Source organism: Arthrobacter sp. 05L421, assembly GCF_056397785.1.
This window is the reverse complement of sequence record NZ_JBFTOC010000013.1, coordinates 123,421-139,072: the sequence shown is the minus strand read 5'-3', so window position 1 is coordinate 139,072 and position 15,652 is coordinate 123,421. Positions and strand designations below refer to the sequence as shown.

The following is a 15,652-nucleotide window of genomic DNA, read 5'->3' as shown; positions in this document are numbered from 1 at the left end:
TTGAGGTTCCAGATCTCGTCGTCGGTCAGGTCCTGGACCATTTCCTTGGTCTGCGGGGTCTTGCCGAAGAAGTGCTCGCGGACGAACGCGCCGGACTCGGCCTTGTAGGTCTGGTAGTCGCCGTCGACGGTCTCGTTCATGATTTTGACCAGCGAGCCGTCCTCGTCCTTGGCCAGCAGGTCATCCCACTCCCGGCCCCAGACCACCTTGATGACGTTCCAGCCCGCGCCGCGGAAGAAGGCCTCCAGTTCCTGCATGATCTTGCCGTTGCCGCGGACGGGTCCGTCGAGGCGCTGGAGGTTGCAGTTGACCACGAAGTTCAGGTTGTCGAGCTTGTCGTTCGCGGCGAGCTGGAGCAGGCCGCGGGACTCGGGCTCGTCCATTTCGCCGTCGCCCAGGAACGCCCAGACCTGCTGGTCCGAGGTGTCCTTGATGCCGCGGTTGTGCAGGTACCGGTTGGACTGCGCCTGGTAGATCGCGTTCATCGGGCCGATGCCCATCGAGACCGTSGGGAATTCCCAGAACTCCGGCATCAGCCGCGGGTGCGGGTAGGAGGACAGGGCATGGCCCTCCTTGGACTTCTCCTGCCGGAAACCGTCCAGGTCCTCCTCGGAGAGCCGGCCCTCCATGAAGGCGCGGGCGTACATGCCGGGGGAGGCGTGGCCCTGGAAGAAGACCTGGTCCCCGCCGCCGGGGTGGTCCTTGCCGCGGAAGAAGTGGTTGAACCCGACCTCGTACAGCGTCGCGGCACCGGCGTAGGTGGAGATGTGCCCGCCGACGCCGATATCGGCCCGCTGCGCCCGGTGCACCATGACGGCGGCATTCCAGCGCAGCCAGGCACGGTACTTGCGCTCGATCTCCTCGTCCCCGGGGAACTCCGCTTCCTGGTCCACCGGGATGGTGTTGACGTAGTCCGTGGTGGTGACCATCGGAACACCCACGCTCTGCGCCCCGGCCCGCTGAAGCAGGCTGCGCATGATGTACTGGGCACGTTCGGTGCCCTGTTCCTGAATCAGGGTATCCAGGGACTCCAGCCATTCGGCGGTCTCTTCCGGATCACGATCAGGCAGCTGGTTTGTCAACCCGCTGAGGATATGGGAGGTATCTTCTCCTGCAGCCACGTCCAACCTCTTTTCATCGTTGAATAGTTGGCTCAAGTTTTCATTCTGTGAGAAAACTTTTTTGCATTTCGAGATTATCTAGGCGGCGATCCGCGCGTCAAGACGGCCCTGCAGTCACAATCGGGCGACACAACCAACGCGGGGTCAGATACGGCCCATTAAGGCGCCCGGGATGGGCCGTATCTGACCCCGCGTTGCTTTTTGGGGTTGGAGCTAACGGTTGCGGCTTTAGCTGCCCCGGTAGGTGGAGTAGGCGAAGGGGCTGAGCAGCAGCGGGACGTGGTAGTGGGCCTGCGCTTCGGACACAGCGAATGTCAGGGTGACCTCGGGGAAGAAGGTCTCGGTCCCGGCGGCGGCGTAATAGGCTCCGGTGTCGAAGCCCAGCCGGTACGTGCCGGAGTCCAGACGGTCGGGACCAAGTGATTTGGCGCGCCCGTCGTCATCCGTGGCCCCGGCCGCGATCCTGACCCAGCGGCCGGCGTCGAGCACGTCCAAGGTGACGGCGACGCCCGCGGCGGGCTTGCCGGAGCCGGTGTCCAGGACGTGCGTAGTGATGTGGGAGGTGCTCATGCGCCGATCAGTCCTTCGAGTCGGAGTACCGCGATTTCGCGCAGCTGCTGGCCGATGACCACTTGTTCCTCGTAGGGAGTGTGGGCGAGCCGGGTGTTGAGGGCGGCCAGGATCTCCTCCCGGCTGCGGCCGGCCGCGCGGATCAGGAAGACCTGGCCGAATTTCTCTTCATAGTTCCGGTTTCCCTCGGCGATGGCTGACGCGACGGCCGGATCCGGGGCGCCGAGAGTCGCCTGCTCCGCCTGGGAGAGGCGGGCCTCCGCGCTGTTTCCTGCTGCCCGTTCGCCGATGCGGGGATGGTGGGCCAGGGCGGCCTCCACTTCCGCATCGGTGAAGGGTTCCGCAGCGCGGCCGGCGGCTTCGAGGAGGCTGCCGGTGCTGCCGAAGGGCCGGGAATCGACGATCTCCTGTATCCACCGCCCAATGTCCAGGCAGGGACGCAGGGCGGCCGCAGCCTCCGCGCGTCCGGCAGCGTTAAAGTCTTCCAACAGCATGTGCCAGATCCTTTGCGTCAATGCTGGCATCCACGGCGTAGGGCTATACAAAGAGAATATTCGTATCGTGGAACTGTTATTTCAGCATATGCAAAAGATTGAACAGTACCGGGTGGCGGGTGTCAACCGGCGGCCGGGAGCGGCTACGGCCCCGGCTAGCTCGCCAGGAACCGCAGCAGAACCTCGTTGACCTCCGCCGCGTGGGTCCAGATCATGCAGTGCGGGGCACCGTCGATCTCCACGTACTCGGCACTGGGCAGCGCCTTGGCGAACTGGCGGCCCGCGACGTCGATCGGCAGGATGTTGTCTGCCGTGCCGTGCACGATCAAGGACGGGACATCGATCTTGGGGATGTCGGCACGGAAGTCCGTGAGCCAGGTAGGCTGGGCTGCCACCGACGCCGTGGGCCCGCCGCTGGTGGCGAGGTTCCAGCCGGCGTTCATCACCTCCTGACTGAGCCGGGGCGTGCCGAGGTACGTCTCGCTGTTGTAGAAGTTCTTGAAGAATTCCGTGAAGAAGGCGTACCGGTCCGCGGTCACGGCCTCCAGCAGCCCGTCGAAGACCGACTGCGGGACGCCGGCGGGGTTGTCCTCGGTCTGCAGGAGGTAGGGCTCAAGGGAGGCCAGGAACACGGCCTTGGACACCCGGGCAGAGCCGTAGGTGCCGAGGTACCGGCCCACCTCGCCGGTGCCCATCGAGAAGCCCACCAGCACGACGTCGGTCAGGTCCAGGTCGCTCAGGAGCGTGTTCAGGTCCGCCGCGAACGTGTCGTAGTCGTAGCCGTCGGTGGGTTTGCTGGACTTGCCGAAGCCGCGGCGGTCGTAGGTGATGACGCGGTAGCCGGCGCCCAGCAGGGCCGTGGTCTGCTTCTCCCAGGACGAGCCGTCCAGCGGGTAGCCGTGGATCAGGACCACGGCCTGACCGGACCCGTGGTCCTCGTAGTAGAGCTCAACGTCTGTGCTGTTTTCGGTTCCAACCTTGATGTAAGCCATGCCAGCGGTCCTCCCGTGAGTGCGGTTCGGTTTGGTGGTGTGGTTCGGTGTGGTTCGGTGTGGTTCGATCTTGGGCGGTCGATGTTGGGCGTTCAATGTGCAGTGCAGTCAGTATGTGGGCCCCACTCTAGCGGCCGGGACCACCCCCGCCGCTAGGGCCTGTTCACCATCCGGAATGCGCAACTCCTCCGCCAGGGCGGCCTACGGCCGCCGGTACGGGCGGGTGCCTGCCCATGTCAGCGGCCCCCGGTTTCCCTCGCCTCGCTCACGAAGCTGGACACGAAGCCGGACGCGTAGCCGGACGCGAGCGGCCTGTCCGCGGCACGTTCGTCGAGCACAGCCAGGGCCATCCTCGAGCGCGTCGGCAGGGGGGAGCAGGCCAGCCGCAGCCAGGCGCCGTCGGAATAAGCATGGAACCGGTCCGGGCTGACGTGGAGCTCTTCCGCGGCGGCCAGGATCCGGGTGTGGGCCGCCATGTACCGTTCCAGCGACGTGCGGGGGTGGCGGGCATGCAGTTCCAGATGTACGTCCATGTTGGCCAGATCCAGGGCGGCCTCGGCCTGGGCGGTGTCGTCGAAATCCAGCAGGCCCAGCGGCGCGGAGCCTCCGGCGGCCAGGATCTGCTTGTCATGGAGGTCGCCGTGCGCCCAGACCAGTGGATCCGGTGCCGTCCGGAGCAGGTTCCGCGCCACTTGGTCGGCCCGGGCACTCAGAGCGGCTCCGTGGGCTGCAGCTTCCGGGATGGCACTGTAGTGCCGCAGCCACCGCTTCACCCAACGCCGCAGATCTGCGACCTCGACCTCCGGGGAATGGACGGGCAGGGCGTCCAGGGCTGCGTGCCCGGCGGAGCTGCCCACGTGGGCGGTCCAGGCGAGCTGCCATTGCTCCCAGAGCCGGTCGAACCCTGCATCGCTGAGACCCGTGGGGTCGTCGGCCAAATCCCCGAGCGTCCGGCCGGGAACGGCGCTGAAGACGATGACGTCCGGAGAGTTCCGCAGCACCCTGGGCGCCGTGAAGGTCCCGGGGTCCAGGAGAAGTTCGGTTTGCGCGCAGCGTTCGGCGGGCACAATCGCACCGCCCGGCAGGAAGACCTTGATGTAGCCGGCCCCGGCCCGGATGACGGCCCGCATGTGCGGCCGGTAGGACACCAGTTCTCCGTGCCGGGCCTCCGCCCGCAGGGACGGCAGCGCCGGATCGTCCTCGGGCAACAGATCGAACGCTCCGGCACGCAACACGCCTCCCCGGACGCCGGCCTGGCCCGCCGCAACGACCTCCAGGACGTAGTCGCCCACCGTGCTGTCCGGCCACGCCCGATGGATCTGCCAGGTTTGCCCGGAAGAGTCGACGGCGGACCGCGGGACCGGCGAACGCCAGCTCATGCGATCACATCCAGGGCTCGGCGGATATGCCAGTACGCCGGGGCCGCCTGCAGCCATGGTCCCTTCAGCCATTGTTCCTGCAGCTGTGGTCCCTGCAGGGCGGTGCTCATTTCGGCACCTTGAACAGTTCACCCGGTTCTGCGGTCTGCTGCCGATGGACCCAGCCGGCGAAGCGGGAGTCCGGATCGGCCAGCAACGACTGTGGGGGCCCGTCTTCGAGGATTTCGCCGTCTTCGAGCCAGATCACCCGGTCGCACGATTGGGCCGAGTTGACGTCGTGGGTAATCGTGATGGAGGTCCGGCCCTCGGTGAGTGTGTCCAGGGCGTCGAGGACCGAATCCCGAGATGCCGGATCGAGCCCGGCCGTCGCCTCGTCCAGGATCACGATGGGCGCTTTGCGGAGCATGGCGCGGGCGACGGCCAGCCGTTGACGCTGGCCGCCGGAAAGATCATTGGCCGCCTCGCCGAGGACCGATTCGTAGCCCTCGGGCAGTGCACGGATGAAACCGTCGGCCTGGGCAAGGGCAGCCACGGCTTCAATCTCCTCATCGGTGGCATCGAGGCGGCCGAACCTGATGTTCTCCCGGACCGAGGTTCCGAACAGCACGGAGTCTTGGAGCAGGATCGAGACATGGGCGCGCACGGAAGCGATCGTCAGGGCCCGCAGGTCCTGCCCCCCGAGGCTGACACTCCCCTCCCAGGGGTCCACCATCCGAAGGATCATGCTTGCCAGCGTGGACTTCCCGGCCCCGGAGGGCCCCAGCAGGGCACAGTGTTGACCCGCTGGTATGGTCAGCGTGATCCCCCTGAGCACGGCGGTTTCTTCGAAGTGGCCGGCCCATACATGGTCGAACACGATGTCCGGGTGCGGGCTCTTGAGGGCGACGGCGTGCGGTGCCTCGGGAACGTCACTCTGGGCCTCGAGCAGGTCCGCCACCCGTTCCCCGGAGGCCGTGGCGCGGGCGATGCGGCTCGTGTACCTGGCCACATCCTTGAGCGGCCTCAGTCCGGTCTTCAGGTAGAACAGGAAAACGACCAAATCCCCGGGTGTCATCGCATGCTGCATCACCCTCCATCCGCCGGCAGCCAGGACCACCGCCGTCGCAAGTCCCGTCAGGACGTCGGTTTTCCGTTGCAGGCTGGCAGAGAGCCGCAGCGTGGCCACCCCTGAGCCAAGTGCTGCCTGGTTGCTCTTGCGGAAGCCCGAGCTGAGGGTGTCTTCGAGTCCATACGCCTGGACTTCACGCATTGCTCCCAGTGTCTGTGCTGCGGTGGTGGCCAGCGCGCTTTCGCCCTTGCGTGACGTGCGGGCCGCAGTAGTAATCGATCCGGAGCTCTTGCGGGACAACAAGACAAATATTCCGATGGACAGGAACGTCACCAGGGCGATGAAGGGATCGAGCCAGAGCATGATGATCATCATTGCGACCAGGGACACGAAATTGCCGAGGAGAGGGAGTCCCGCAGTGACGGCCGCGTCCTGCAGCCGGGACACGTCTCCGACGAGCCGCTGGACCGTGTCGCCGGTGGAGGCGCGGCTGTGGTGGCGCATCGACAGGCCCTGGAGGTGGCGGAAGGTGCGGGCGCGCAATTCGGAGGATATGCGGGTGCCCACGAGGGCAAACGCAATCGCGGACACGTAGCTTGCCACGGCCCGGACCAGGCTGATGACAATCACCGCGCCGGCGCAGAAGAGCAGCACCTCGGTGCTTGCTTCCACGCTAAGCGGGGACTTGCGCAGATTGGCGCCGAGGGAGTGCGAGACGGAGTCGAGGACGATCTTCACCGGCCACGGCTCCAGAAGCCGGAAGAGGATTTCCACGGCCATGGCAATGAATCCCCAGGTGATGAGGAGCCTGTGCCCACGCAGATGCGGGCGGATGCACCGCAACGTCCGCAACATCGGAGTGGGTTCCGCGGGTGCGTCGGCGCGGGTCTTGCGCCACAGTGTCCGCCGGCCACGGGGGTGCACATGCCTGGCAGCGGTGGTCATTGCCGTGCCAGTCTGCGGGCAGGCGGCAGGGCCCCGGTGATCCGGGACAGCACACCGCTCCAGCTGAATCTCTGCACGGCTTCGCTGCGGGCCTCGAGCCCGAGCCTTTCCCGCAGGTTCGGGTCTTCGCCGAGCCGGATGAGGGCATCGGCGAGGGCGGCCGGCTCCCCGGGCGGGACGAGGATTCCGGTGCGGCCGTCCTCGATGATGGACGGGATCTGGCCCACGGCGCTCGCAATCACGGGAAGCGCGGCTGCCATGTACTCAAAGACCTTTAGCGGCGAGAAGTAATCGTCCTGGCCGGGGGCGTCCGGGGGATAGGGGGCGGCGGCGGCGTCGAATTCTGCCAGGAGTCCGGGCACGGCAGTCGGCGGAACGGCGCCGGTGAACACCGTTGGCACGCCGAGGGACTCGGCGAGGCGTTCGAGATCCTCCCGCCCGGGGCCGTCACCCACCACCTGGACTTGCCAGCGCAGGCCCGGGTCGACGGTCCGCTGGTTGGCCAGGGCCACGCCGTGCAGCAGGGCGGGGACTCCGTGCCACGGCTTCAAGGTTCCGACAAACCCGACCGTGAGGTGGTCCGGATTCCGGCGGCCGGGGCGGCGGCCAGGGATCCGCTCGACGTTCACGCCGTTCTGTGCCAGCACAGTCCTGGCCGTCGGCACCCGCGCCCGCACCCAGCGCACCACGGGATCAGAGACGCAAGCGACGACGTCGGCCGTTGCGGCGTTGCGGCGGAACACCGTCTCAGCCTTCTTCACATCCAGTAGCTGACGGTACCGCTGCTGCTCCTCGATGAGCGGGGCATTGACCTCGAGTACCGACGGCACGTCCAGGATGCGGGCCACCACGGACAGCGCGGGGCTGAACAGCGAATAGCGCTCGTAGAACAGCCCGCAGCCGTTGCGCAGGACCTCGTCGGCCAGACCCAGCGCCGCGTCCTGGACCGCCCGTTCCCGGGCGGGGGCCGGGACGGATTCCGGCTTGACTTCGACGACGTCGAGATCGGCAAGATCGCTGGGCCGCTCGGTGCCGAGCCGGGTGCAGTAAACCGTGACGGCAGCGCCGGTCCCGCGCCACGCCCGGACGATTTCCTGGACATGCACCGAGGAACCCTTGGTGCCGAAAACAGGCACGCCGGGATCGGCGCACACGTATGCCACGCGTGTCATGCGACTCTCCTTTCCGAACGCGAGAGGGACCTCAGGAGCTCGGCCTGGCGGTGGACGTCGTAGTCCTCCTCGATCACGGCGCGGGCATTGCGGGATATGGCAAGCCGGTCTGTGACGGGGGAGACGAGCGTGCGGATGCCGCGGGCCAGGGCGTGCGGGTTACCCGGCCGGACCAGGATCCCGGTGGAGCCGTTCCGGACCACCTCGGGAATCCCGGTGACGGACGTGCTGACGCAGGGGACGCCGGTGGCCATGGCCTCAAGCAGGACCGTGGGCATGCCGTCCGCGTTGCCGTCGGCGCCGACCACGCAGGGCGCCACGAAGATATCGGCGGAGTTGAGCAGTTCGTGGACCTGGTCCTGGGTCTGGGGGCCAAGGAGGCGGACGTACCCGCCGAGCCGGAGCTGATCGATGCTGGCCTGCAGCTCCTCGGCCATGATCCCGGTCCCGGCGATCCGGAGGTCCATTTTGACCCCCTGGTCCAGCAGTTCCGCGGCCGCGGGCAACAGATGCTGGAAGCCCTTCTTCTCCACCAGGCGACCGATGGCGGCGACCCTCAGGGTAGGTCCGAGCGGGTGGGGCTCCCGGTAAGGGAAGCGCTCCAGCTCCAGGCCGTTGCGCACCAGGTGGAGCCGGGACGTCGAGCCCGGGAAGCGGCGGCGCAGGTAGCGGATGTTGTACTGGCTGATGGTCACGGCGTGGTGGGCCTGCTCGAGCTTGCGCCGCAGATCGTCGTCGCGGACCGATTCATGGAAGATATCCACCGCGTGGGCCGTAAACGAGAAGGGGATGCCGGCAATGAAGGACGCCAGCCGGGCGACCGTCGTGGCGCCCGAGGCGAAGTGGACGTGCATGTGCCGGATGTTCCGGCCCTGCAAGGCGGTGGCCAGGTTGATGGCCTGGACGGCTTCGTCCGCCGTGACGGCGGCGAGTTCGGCGAAATTCCGGCCAATGGCTGCCGTGAGCCCCGCCTCCTCGGCCAACTGGAGGGCCTCCCACAGCGCCACCGTCTTGATGGGGCGGTCAATGTACGTCACCGGTGCCTGGACCCGGGCGAGCTCGGGGTGGAACCGGGCGTCGTTGGTGGGCAGCAGCGAGAAGATCTCGATCCGGTCCCCCGCCGCCTCGCGGGCCAGGATTTCCGCAACGATGAACGTTTCGGAGAATCGCGGATACATCTTGAGGACGTAGGCGGTCCCCGGTTCAGACGGCGACACGGCTCGCACCGCCCTTCGAACGGGCTGCGGCAACGCTTTCGTCCGCCCGGAACTCATCTGCGTTGATCAGATCGGAATTGGCCAGATCAGCGTTGACCAGATCGGAAGTGGCCAGATCGGAACTGGCCAGATCGGAATTTTCCAGCGGCTGCAGCAGCTCGGCGGCCAGCTGCGGGACCCGGATCAACCCGTCCAGCACCGCTCGACGGCGGTCCACGGTGGTGCCGAGGCGGGCGGCCAGCCAGCCGGCCAGGCCCTCGGGGGTCAGCGAGCCAATGTCGTGCTGCTCCAGGTACCCGGCCGCGGCCAGGGACGCGGCCCGGATCCGCTGCTCGGCGCGCGACTGCGTGCGGGGCACGATCAGCGCGGGGACGGGGGTGCTCATGATCTCGCACACCGTGTTGTAGCCGCCCATGGCCACGACGGCGCCGGCGTGCCGGATGTGGAACACGATGTCATCCACTACGGGCACCACTTTGACGTTGGGGCGTGCCTGCTGCCGGAGGTCGTTGAGTTGCTCTGCGGGCATTTGGGGTCCGGCGACCACAAGGTGTCCCAGCCCGTCCGGGACCGGCGTGGCGACGGCGACGCGGGCCAGGGCATACCCGTCCGAGCCCCCGCCGACCGTCGTCATGCAGTACCGGCCGGGCATGCAGCTGGTGCCGGAAACCGAAGGGCGGCCATCGGCGAGGTAGCCCGTGTACCGGATGAGCTTTCGGAGAGCGAACGGTATTTCGCCGGAGGCCACGGGATCGTGGACTGCGGGATCGCCGTAGACCCAGATGGCATCGAAGAGGGCCTTGACCACGCGGGGCCCGCCCACCTTGGCCCATTCGCTGAGGGCCGCGGCGGGCGAGTCAAGAACCTCGCGGAGGCCCAGCACCACGCGCACGGGCCCGGCGGTGCGTGCGCGCCGCAAGGCTATTTCGAGTTCGCCGTGGACGCCCGTGGCGTGCCGGTCCACCACCACCAGATGGGGGGAGAACCCGGCCAGCGTTGCCTGCAGCAGCCGGGCCCGCAGCGGCACGAGTTCGTGCATGGGCAACGCCAGGTTCCGGGGCAGGTAGCCCCCGGACCCCTTCGCCACGCCGGGAAGCAACACCCAGTCCCATCCCTCGGGCAACCGGAACGCCGGGGCCAGGGCTGTGCCGGTGATGAGGATTCCGGTGACGGGGCGGCCGATCAAGCCGGGAAGCTGGTTGTTCAGCGCGTGGGCCAGTGCCAGATTCCGACGCACATGCCCCAGGCCCACTGAATCATGCGAGTACAGAACTATCCGCAGTGGCTCCACAGCAAATCCTCCCCCGCCCCCTGGTGCCCCGGGCCCGACTGCGATCGCAACTGTCCCCGGTGCCGGCGCTCTCCGATGATAGGTACCAGCCTGCCCCCCAAGAGTGAGGGTGGGATGAGGAGAAGATTAAGGATTTCTCAGCGAAGGCCTCGCATCGGCGCCCGCGCTGAGGTAGGCGCCCGGTTAGGTGCGGGGGTTAGTCAGACGCGGCCAGTTCAGACGCGGATGCTGGCGGACTGCAGGGGGATCCGGATCAGGAATGTGGCCCCGTGGCCGTATTCGGATTCCACTGTGGCCACGCCGCCGTGGGCCTGGGCGATTGCCGAGACGATGGCCAGGCCCAGCCCCGAGCCCTCCCCGCCGCGGCCCGTGTGCGCCCGGCCGAACCGTTCGAAGATTCGTTGCTGGTCCTCGGCGGCGATGCCGATCCCGTCATCGCGCACCCACAGCAGGAGGGTGTCCAGCGGGGGAAGCGTGGTGCCGTCGTCCGCCGTCGGGTGCTCAATCCGGGATCCGAGCGCGATTGTGGAGGACGGTCCGGTGTACTTGACGGCATTGGCAGCGAGCTGGACCAAGGCCTGGGTGAGTCGCTGCGGATCCGCCTCCACCGTGTAGTCGGCTCTCTCAGCGATCTGCCAGTGGCGGTCGGCCAGGACGTGCACTTTATCCATGACCTGGTCCAGGAACTCCGGGATCCGGACGGGTTCCCGCCGGATGAAGCCGGGGTCCCCGGAGTTGGCGAGGAGCAGGAGGTCGTCCACGAGGCGCTGCATCCGGTCCACCTCGTCCAGCAGCACATCACGCGTTGCGATGACATCGTCCGGATCATCCACGGTCAAGAGTTCGAGGTGCCCGCGGAGAATGGTCAGCGGGGTCCGCAGCTCATGGCCGGCGTCGTCCAGGAACTGCTGCTGCTGCTGGGCGCCCTCATCCAGCCTTTCCAGCATGGTGTTGAAGGTCTTGGCCAGCAGGGTGACGTCGTCCTCGCCCTTGCGCACCTCCACCCGCTGCGTGAGGTCCTCCGGGCCCACCGCCCTGGAAGTCTCGCGCATACGGCGGAGTGGATCGAGCAGCCGCCCGGCGACGATGCCGCCGATCAGCGCGGCCGCTGAGAGCATGCCGAGGGCCACCAGCGAATACGTCTGGACCGTGCTGGCATTGTGTGCGCGCTGGTCGCCCGCGTCCCGACCGACCAAGAGGAACGTCCCGGTGACGCCCCTCATGGGCAGCACCACAGTCCGGAGCGGGCGGCCATCCGAATTCAGCTCGCCGAAGGACGCGCCGGCCGGGTTCCTGAGCTCGGCGGCGTCGGCGAACAAAGTGTTCTTCAGGAGGGCGTTGTCCCCGTTGCCCTCAACGGTCCACGCCACGCGCCCGTCCACGATCCCGGCCATGACCTCGTTGTTGCGCGGCTCGATATCTTCCGCGGCCTCGTGAAGGGCACTGATGTACGTCCTGTTGGCGTAGTCCCCGGACGTTTTCTTCTTAGTCTGGACGAGCTTCACCACGGCGTTGGCCCTGTCCTGAAGCGCCTGGTCGAGCCTGGCATCGGACTCCTGGAACTGGACCACGAACGTGACCAACCCCGCGGTGACGAGCCCGGCGAGCATCATGCCCAGCATGGCCGCCACCACCCGGAAACGCACCGAGTGGAACTTCGCGCCCCAGCCGGACGGGTCCTGGACTTCCGACTCAGGAGAGGCAGCCGCCAGCCCGGCCTGGGCGTCCCCGCTGGGACGTTCATCCAAGGTGGCCACTCTGTTCCCTTCCTGTGACGATCGGCTGGCCTTGCAGCGTTTCTCCGTGTCGCTCAGAGTTTGCCTAGCTGAGGCGGTACCCGGCGCCCCGGGTGGTGAGGATGCGGTCGGCCCCGAGTTTCATCCGCAACTGGCGCACGTACACGTCCACCACGTTGGAGGTGCCGTCGAAGTCGTATCCCCAGACATGGCTGAGCAGCTGCTGGCGGCTCAGGACCTGGCCGGGGTGGAGGAGGAACATTTCCACCAAGGCGAATTCGCGGGCGGAGAGTTCTACCATCCGGCCGTCCACGCTGACCGTGCGGGTGAGCAGGTTCAGTTCCAGGGGCCCGTAGCGCATGACGCTTCCCGCCAGCACATCGCCGGTGTCCCCCTTGCGGATGCGGGCCTTGATCCGGGCCACGAGTTCATCGAAGTGGAACGGCTTGACGATGTAGTCGTCGGCGCCGCCCTCCAGCGCGGCGACGGTGTCGGTGGATGACCCGCGGGCTGTGAGGAAGATGACCGGGATGCCCACCTGGCCGCGGCGCAGCGCCGCCAGGACGGCGAAACCGTCCAAGCGGGGGAGCCCGATGTCGAGGAGCAGGAGATCGAATTCGCCGCTGGAGGCGTAGTCCACGGCCGTGACGCCGTCGGCCACCACGGTGGGCGCGTAGCCTGCCGCGCGCAGGCCCTTTTCGATGAACCGGGAGATGCGTTCTTCGTCTTCTGCAATGAGGATGCGGATCAAGGTGACTCCCTGGAAAAGCCCGGGTCCGGGAGTTCCCTCTGGGCCGCGCGTCGGTGCGGGCCGTAAAACGGGATCCTGGCTTGTCCCAATACTGCGGCGTCTCCTGCTCACGAGTCGGGAGGAATCCGAGGCCCCAGCAGCCTCGATCTGCCCGGAGTGCGGGCGGTTCCGGGCCCCAAGGGTGCGGGGCCCGCGGTTTGGGCGGCGCGTTCCGGTCAGGGCGGCGCGGCGGGCCGTGGGGGAGCGAGGGTCCCGGTTTCGGCGGGACGGCAGGTACGCGATTCAGAAGGAATGGACATCTGTGCTCCTCCAGAGGGCGGCCCAGCATTGTGGGATTCCATCGGGCAGTTGCGGCTGAGACTATTCCCGCTTCTTTCATCCTGCCCCTGTAATGGAGCGTGCGCTACCTTTGGTCGGGTGATTTTCAGACTGTTAACAGCTCCCGCGCAGGTGCACTTTATTACTGCCGTGTTAGTGCCCGTTAGTGCCCGTTACTGCCCGAACAGGGCACCCGTGACCTGGTGAGTCAGGTCGTGGATGAGGTCCAGACGGGCCGCGCTGTCGGCGTCGTTCGGGCCCCACGTGTAGATGACCACCGCGTAGGAGCGGTCCCCGGCGCTGAGCAGCGCGGCGTCGTGGACGTAGCCCAGCACCACGCCGTACTTGTGGTGCACCGTGATGCCGGGGGCGAGCGCCGCCGGGATGAGGTTCTCGTCATTGGTGTGCTGCATGTAGCCCAGCAGCTCCGCGGTGTGATCGGCGTTGAGCAGTTTGCCCGTGGCGAGCTGCGTCAGAAGCCGCGCCATGTCCGGCGGTGCGATGAGGTTTTTCTCGGGGTCGTAGGTGATGCCGAGGGTGGCGGCGTAGGCGGTGAGATTGGGGTAGCCGATATCTTGCATCAGCAGCAGCCACGCGTCGTTGTTGCTGGCGTTGATCATGGCCTTGAGCTGGAACGCGGCGTTGAACGCGCCCAGGGGAGCGTCGAGGGACTTATCGCCGGTTTCCACCAGATGGTAGTACGCGGCGGCGGTCAGGACCTTCGCGGTACTCGCCGCCGTGTACGGTGCCACGTCGCCGTAGCTCTGCAGCTGGCCGTCGCGGGTGTTTATTACAGAGACGCCGATCCTGTGATCGGGGTGGTCGCCGATGATCCGCTTGATCCCGGCGGCGAGGTCGACGGCGGCTGGCGGGGGTGCCGGGGCGGCCGCGGACGGGCTCGGCGCCTGCTGGGAGGCCGTCAGCAAGTCACTGGTCAGGAAGTCTTTGGTAAGGAAATCACTGGCCGTTGGCGGGACGGTGCGGATGGCGCCGAGAATCACGACGGCGGCCAGCACCAGCACGGCGACGGCCCAGACCAGAACCGTGTTCCTGCGGTGGGTGGGAGCGGCCGGCCGGGGGCCCGGTTTCGTCATGTGCGTGGGCCTTCCGGACTCGACTGGGTAGCTGCCTCCGACGTTAGGCGCGGCGGGGGGCGAAGTCCACGCAGCGCGCGGGGAGCGGCCAAAGTCGGGCAAAATCCCGCTGCCGGGTCCACTACGCTGGCACTTATGAGCCGGAAAATTACTGTCAGTCTGCCTGACACCTCGTTGCGCGAATACCTTCAGCCGCACCCGGACGTCACCATCCTGGAGTGGGACCTCACCGGTGAGCCGCCCCTGCCGCGGATCGACATCGTGGTGCCCCCCTACATGGATGGCCCGCAGGTCCTGCAGGGCCTGGAATCCGTGGAGACGGCCCTGGTGCAGAGCCAGTCGATCGGCTACGACGGCGTGGCCGAGTTCCTGCCGGCCGGCCGGGTCTTTGCCAACGCGTCCGGCGTGCACGAGACCTCCACCGCGGAGCTGGCACTCGCCCTGATCCTCGCCAGCCAGCGCGAGTTGCCCCGGCTGATCCAGAACCAGCAGGAAGGCCGGTGGGATGCCAGGCCCACCGCCAGTCTGGCCGACCGCCGCGTCCTGATTGTTGGCCACGGCGGGGTGGGCAAGGCCATCGAGGACAGGCTCCTTCCGTTCGAGACCGGCGTGACCCGGGTGGCCAGCCGGGAACGCACCGATGAACGTGGCCGGATCCACGGCATTGCGGGACTCCCGGCGCTGCTGCCCGTGCACGACATCGTGGTGGTGGTGGTTCCGCTCAGCGACTCCACCCGGCACCTGATTGATGACGCGTTCCTCTCGGCCATGCCGGACGGCGCGCTGGTGGTGAACGTGGCCCGCGGCCCGGTGGCGGACACTGACGCCCTGGTCCGGCACACCGCCTCCGGACGGATCCGCGCCGCGCTGGACGTCACCGATCCCGAGCCCTTGCCCCAGGACCACCCGCTGTGGCGGACCCCGGGCGTCATCATCAGCCCGCACGTGGGCGGCGCGAGCTCGGCGATGCGCCCCCGGATGGGCCGGCTGCTGCAGCGCCAGATCGATCTCATGCTGGCCGGCGAGGGCCCGGCCAACGTGGTGCTGGGCGGCTAAAAGGCCTATCAGTGACGGCGGGCTGCTGGCGGATGAGGCGGCTGGTGGTGGGCGCTACGCGGGCCCGGGCGAATTGCCCGTCCCGGCGGTGTCCACCACGCAGAACCTGTTGCCTTCCGGATCGGCCAGGATCACGTAGTCAGCGTCCGCCGGCCGCTTGTTCCATTCCACCCGAGTGGCGCCCAAGGCCAGGAGCCGCTGGACTTCGGCGTCCTGCTGGTCCGTGTACAGGTCCAGATGCAGGCGCGGGGGGATCTGGACGGCCGCGGGGACGCGGTCCAGGGAGATGCACGTGCCTTTACCGCCTGGCGGCTGCAGGATGACAAAGTCGCCGTCGGGCGCGTACCGCGGCTCGTAGCCCAGGGCACCCTGCCAGAAACCCATCTGGCGTTCGAGGTTGTCCACCCGGATCACGATCGAGCCAATAGTCAGCATCAGGCCAAGCTACACCCGGCGCGTGGACTTTAG

13 protein-coding genes and 1 pseudogene are annotated in these 15,652 nt (G+C 67.5%); 1 reads left to right on the top strand and 13 read right to left on the bottom strand.

The genetic code is table 11. The annotated features are described in order from the left end of the window. The 12 genes and pseudogenes from AC1DKQ_RS15715 to AC1DKQ_RS15660 form a co-directional block, all read right to left on the bottom strand. A pseudogene (locus AC1DKQ_RS15715) lies at window positions 1-1,121 on the bottom strand (pyruvate dehydrogenase (acetyl-transferring), homodimeric type); the annotation flags it as partial. A gap of 228 nt (window positions 1,122-1,349) precedes the next feature. Next, entirely contained in the window at window positions 1,350-1,691 is a 342-nt protein-coding gene (gene uraH, locus AC1DKQ_RS15710; RefSeq protein ID WP_476919530.1) for a hydroxyisourate hydrolase, read from the bottom strand. Beyond that, on the bottom strand, window positions 1,688-2,185 hold the full coding sequence (gene uraD / locus AC1DKQ_RS15705; protein ID WP_476919529.1) for a 2-oxo-4-hydroxy-4-carboxy-5-ureidoimidazoline decarboxylase: 498 nt from the start codon (window positions 2,183-2,185) through the stop codon (window positions 1,688-1,690). The genes uraH and uraD overlap by 4 nt, the downstream gene beginning before the upstream one ends. Window positions 2,186-2,340: 155 nt before the next feature. Next, window positions 2,341-3,177, bottom strand: a complete 837-nt coding sequence (locus tag AC1DKQ_RS15700) for an alpha/beta fold hydrolase (RefSeq protein ID WP_476885222.1) — start codon at window positions 3,175-3,177, stop codon at window positions 2,341-2,343. Between the two features lie 236 nt (window positions 3,178-3,413). Beyond that, the gene (locus tag AC1DKQ_RS15695; RefSeq protein WP_476919528.1) at window positions 3,414-4,556 is read right to left on the bottom strand and encodes a phosphotransferase; all 1,143 of its coding nucleotides are present in this window, start codon (window positions 4,554-4,556) and stop codon (window positions 3,414-3,416) included. A gap of 106 nt (window positions 4,557-4,662) precedes the next feature. After that, on the bottom strand, window positions 4,663-6,549 hold the full coding sequence (locus AC1DKQ_RS15690; protein ID WP_476919527.1) for an ABC transporter ATP-binding protein: 1,887 nt from the start codon (window positions 6,547-6,549) through the stop codon (window positions 4,663-4,665). Then, a complete protein-coding gene (locus AC1DKQ_RS15685) occupies window positions 6,546-7,721 on the bottom strand; it encodes a glycosyltransferase family 4 protein (RefSeq protein ID WP_476919526.1) in 1,176 nt (391 codons plus the stop codon). The genes AC1DKQ_RS15690 and AC1DKQ_RS15685 overlap by 4 nt, the downstream gene beginning before the upstream one ends. Next, window positions 7,718-8,938 carry a glycosyltransferase gene (locus tag AC1DKQ_RS15680; RefSeq protein ID WP_476919525.1) on the bottom strand — a complete coding sequence of 407 codons (1,221 nt, stop codon included), beginning with the start codon at window positions 8,936-8,938 and terminating at the stop codon, window positions 7,718-7,720. The genes AC1DKQ_RS15685 and AC1DKQ_RS15680 overlap by 4 nt, the downstream gene beginning before the upstream one ends. Beyond that, window positions 8,925-10,229, bottom strand: a complete 1,305-nt coding sequence (locus AC1DKQ_RS15675) for a glycosyltransferase family protein (protein ID WP_476919524.1) — start codon at window positions 10,227-10,229, stop codon at window positions 8,925-8,927. Before AC1DKQ_RS15675 ends, AC1DKQ_RS15680 begins: the two co-directional genes overlap by 14 nt. A gap of 215 nt (window positions 10,230-10,444) precedes the next feature. After that, entirely contained in the window at window positions 10,445-11,986 is a 1,542-nt protein-coding gene (locus AC1DKQ_RS15670) for a sensor histidine kinase (protein ID WP_476919523.1), read from the bottom strand. A 64-nt stretch (window positions 11,987-12,050) separates the two neighbouring features. Continuing rightward, window positions 12,051-12,716 carry a response regulator transcription factor gene (locus AC1DKQ_RS15665; RefSeq protein ID WP_476919522.1) on the bottom strand — a complete coding sequence of 222 codons (666 nt, stop codon included), beginning with the start codon at window positions 12,714-12,716 and terminating at the stop codon, window positions 12,051-12,053. Window positions 12,717-13,207: 491 nt separating this feature from the next. Next, on the bottom strand, window positions 13,208-14,128 hold the full coding sequence (locus tag AC1DKQ_RS15660) for a serine hydrolase (protein WP_476919521.1): 921 nt from the start codon (window positions 14,126-14,128) through the stop codon (window positions 13,208-13,210). A gap of 135 nt (window positions 14,129-14,263) precedes the next feature. Here AC1DKQ_RS15660 and AC1DKQ_RS15655 point away from each other — a divergent pair, with 135 nt between their 5' ends. Continuing rightward, on the top strand, window positions 14,264-15,184 hold the full coding sequence (locus tag AC1DKQ_RS15655; RefSeq protein WP_476919520.1) for a 2-hydroxyacid dehydrogenase: 921 nt from the start codon (window positions 14,264-14,266) through the stop codon (window positions 15,182-15,184). A 54-nt stretch (window positions 15,185-15,238) separates the two neighbouring features. Here the strand turns inward: AC1DKQ_RS15655 and AC1DKQ_RS15650 are convergent, their stop codons facing one another. After that, a complete protein-coding gene (locus AC1DKQ_RS15650) occupies window positions 15,239-15,619 on the bottom strand; it encodes a VOC family protein (protein ID WP_476919519.1) in 381 nt (126 codons plus the stop codon). Window positions 15,620-15,652 lie beyond the last annotated feature (33 nt).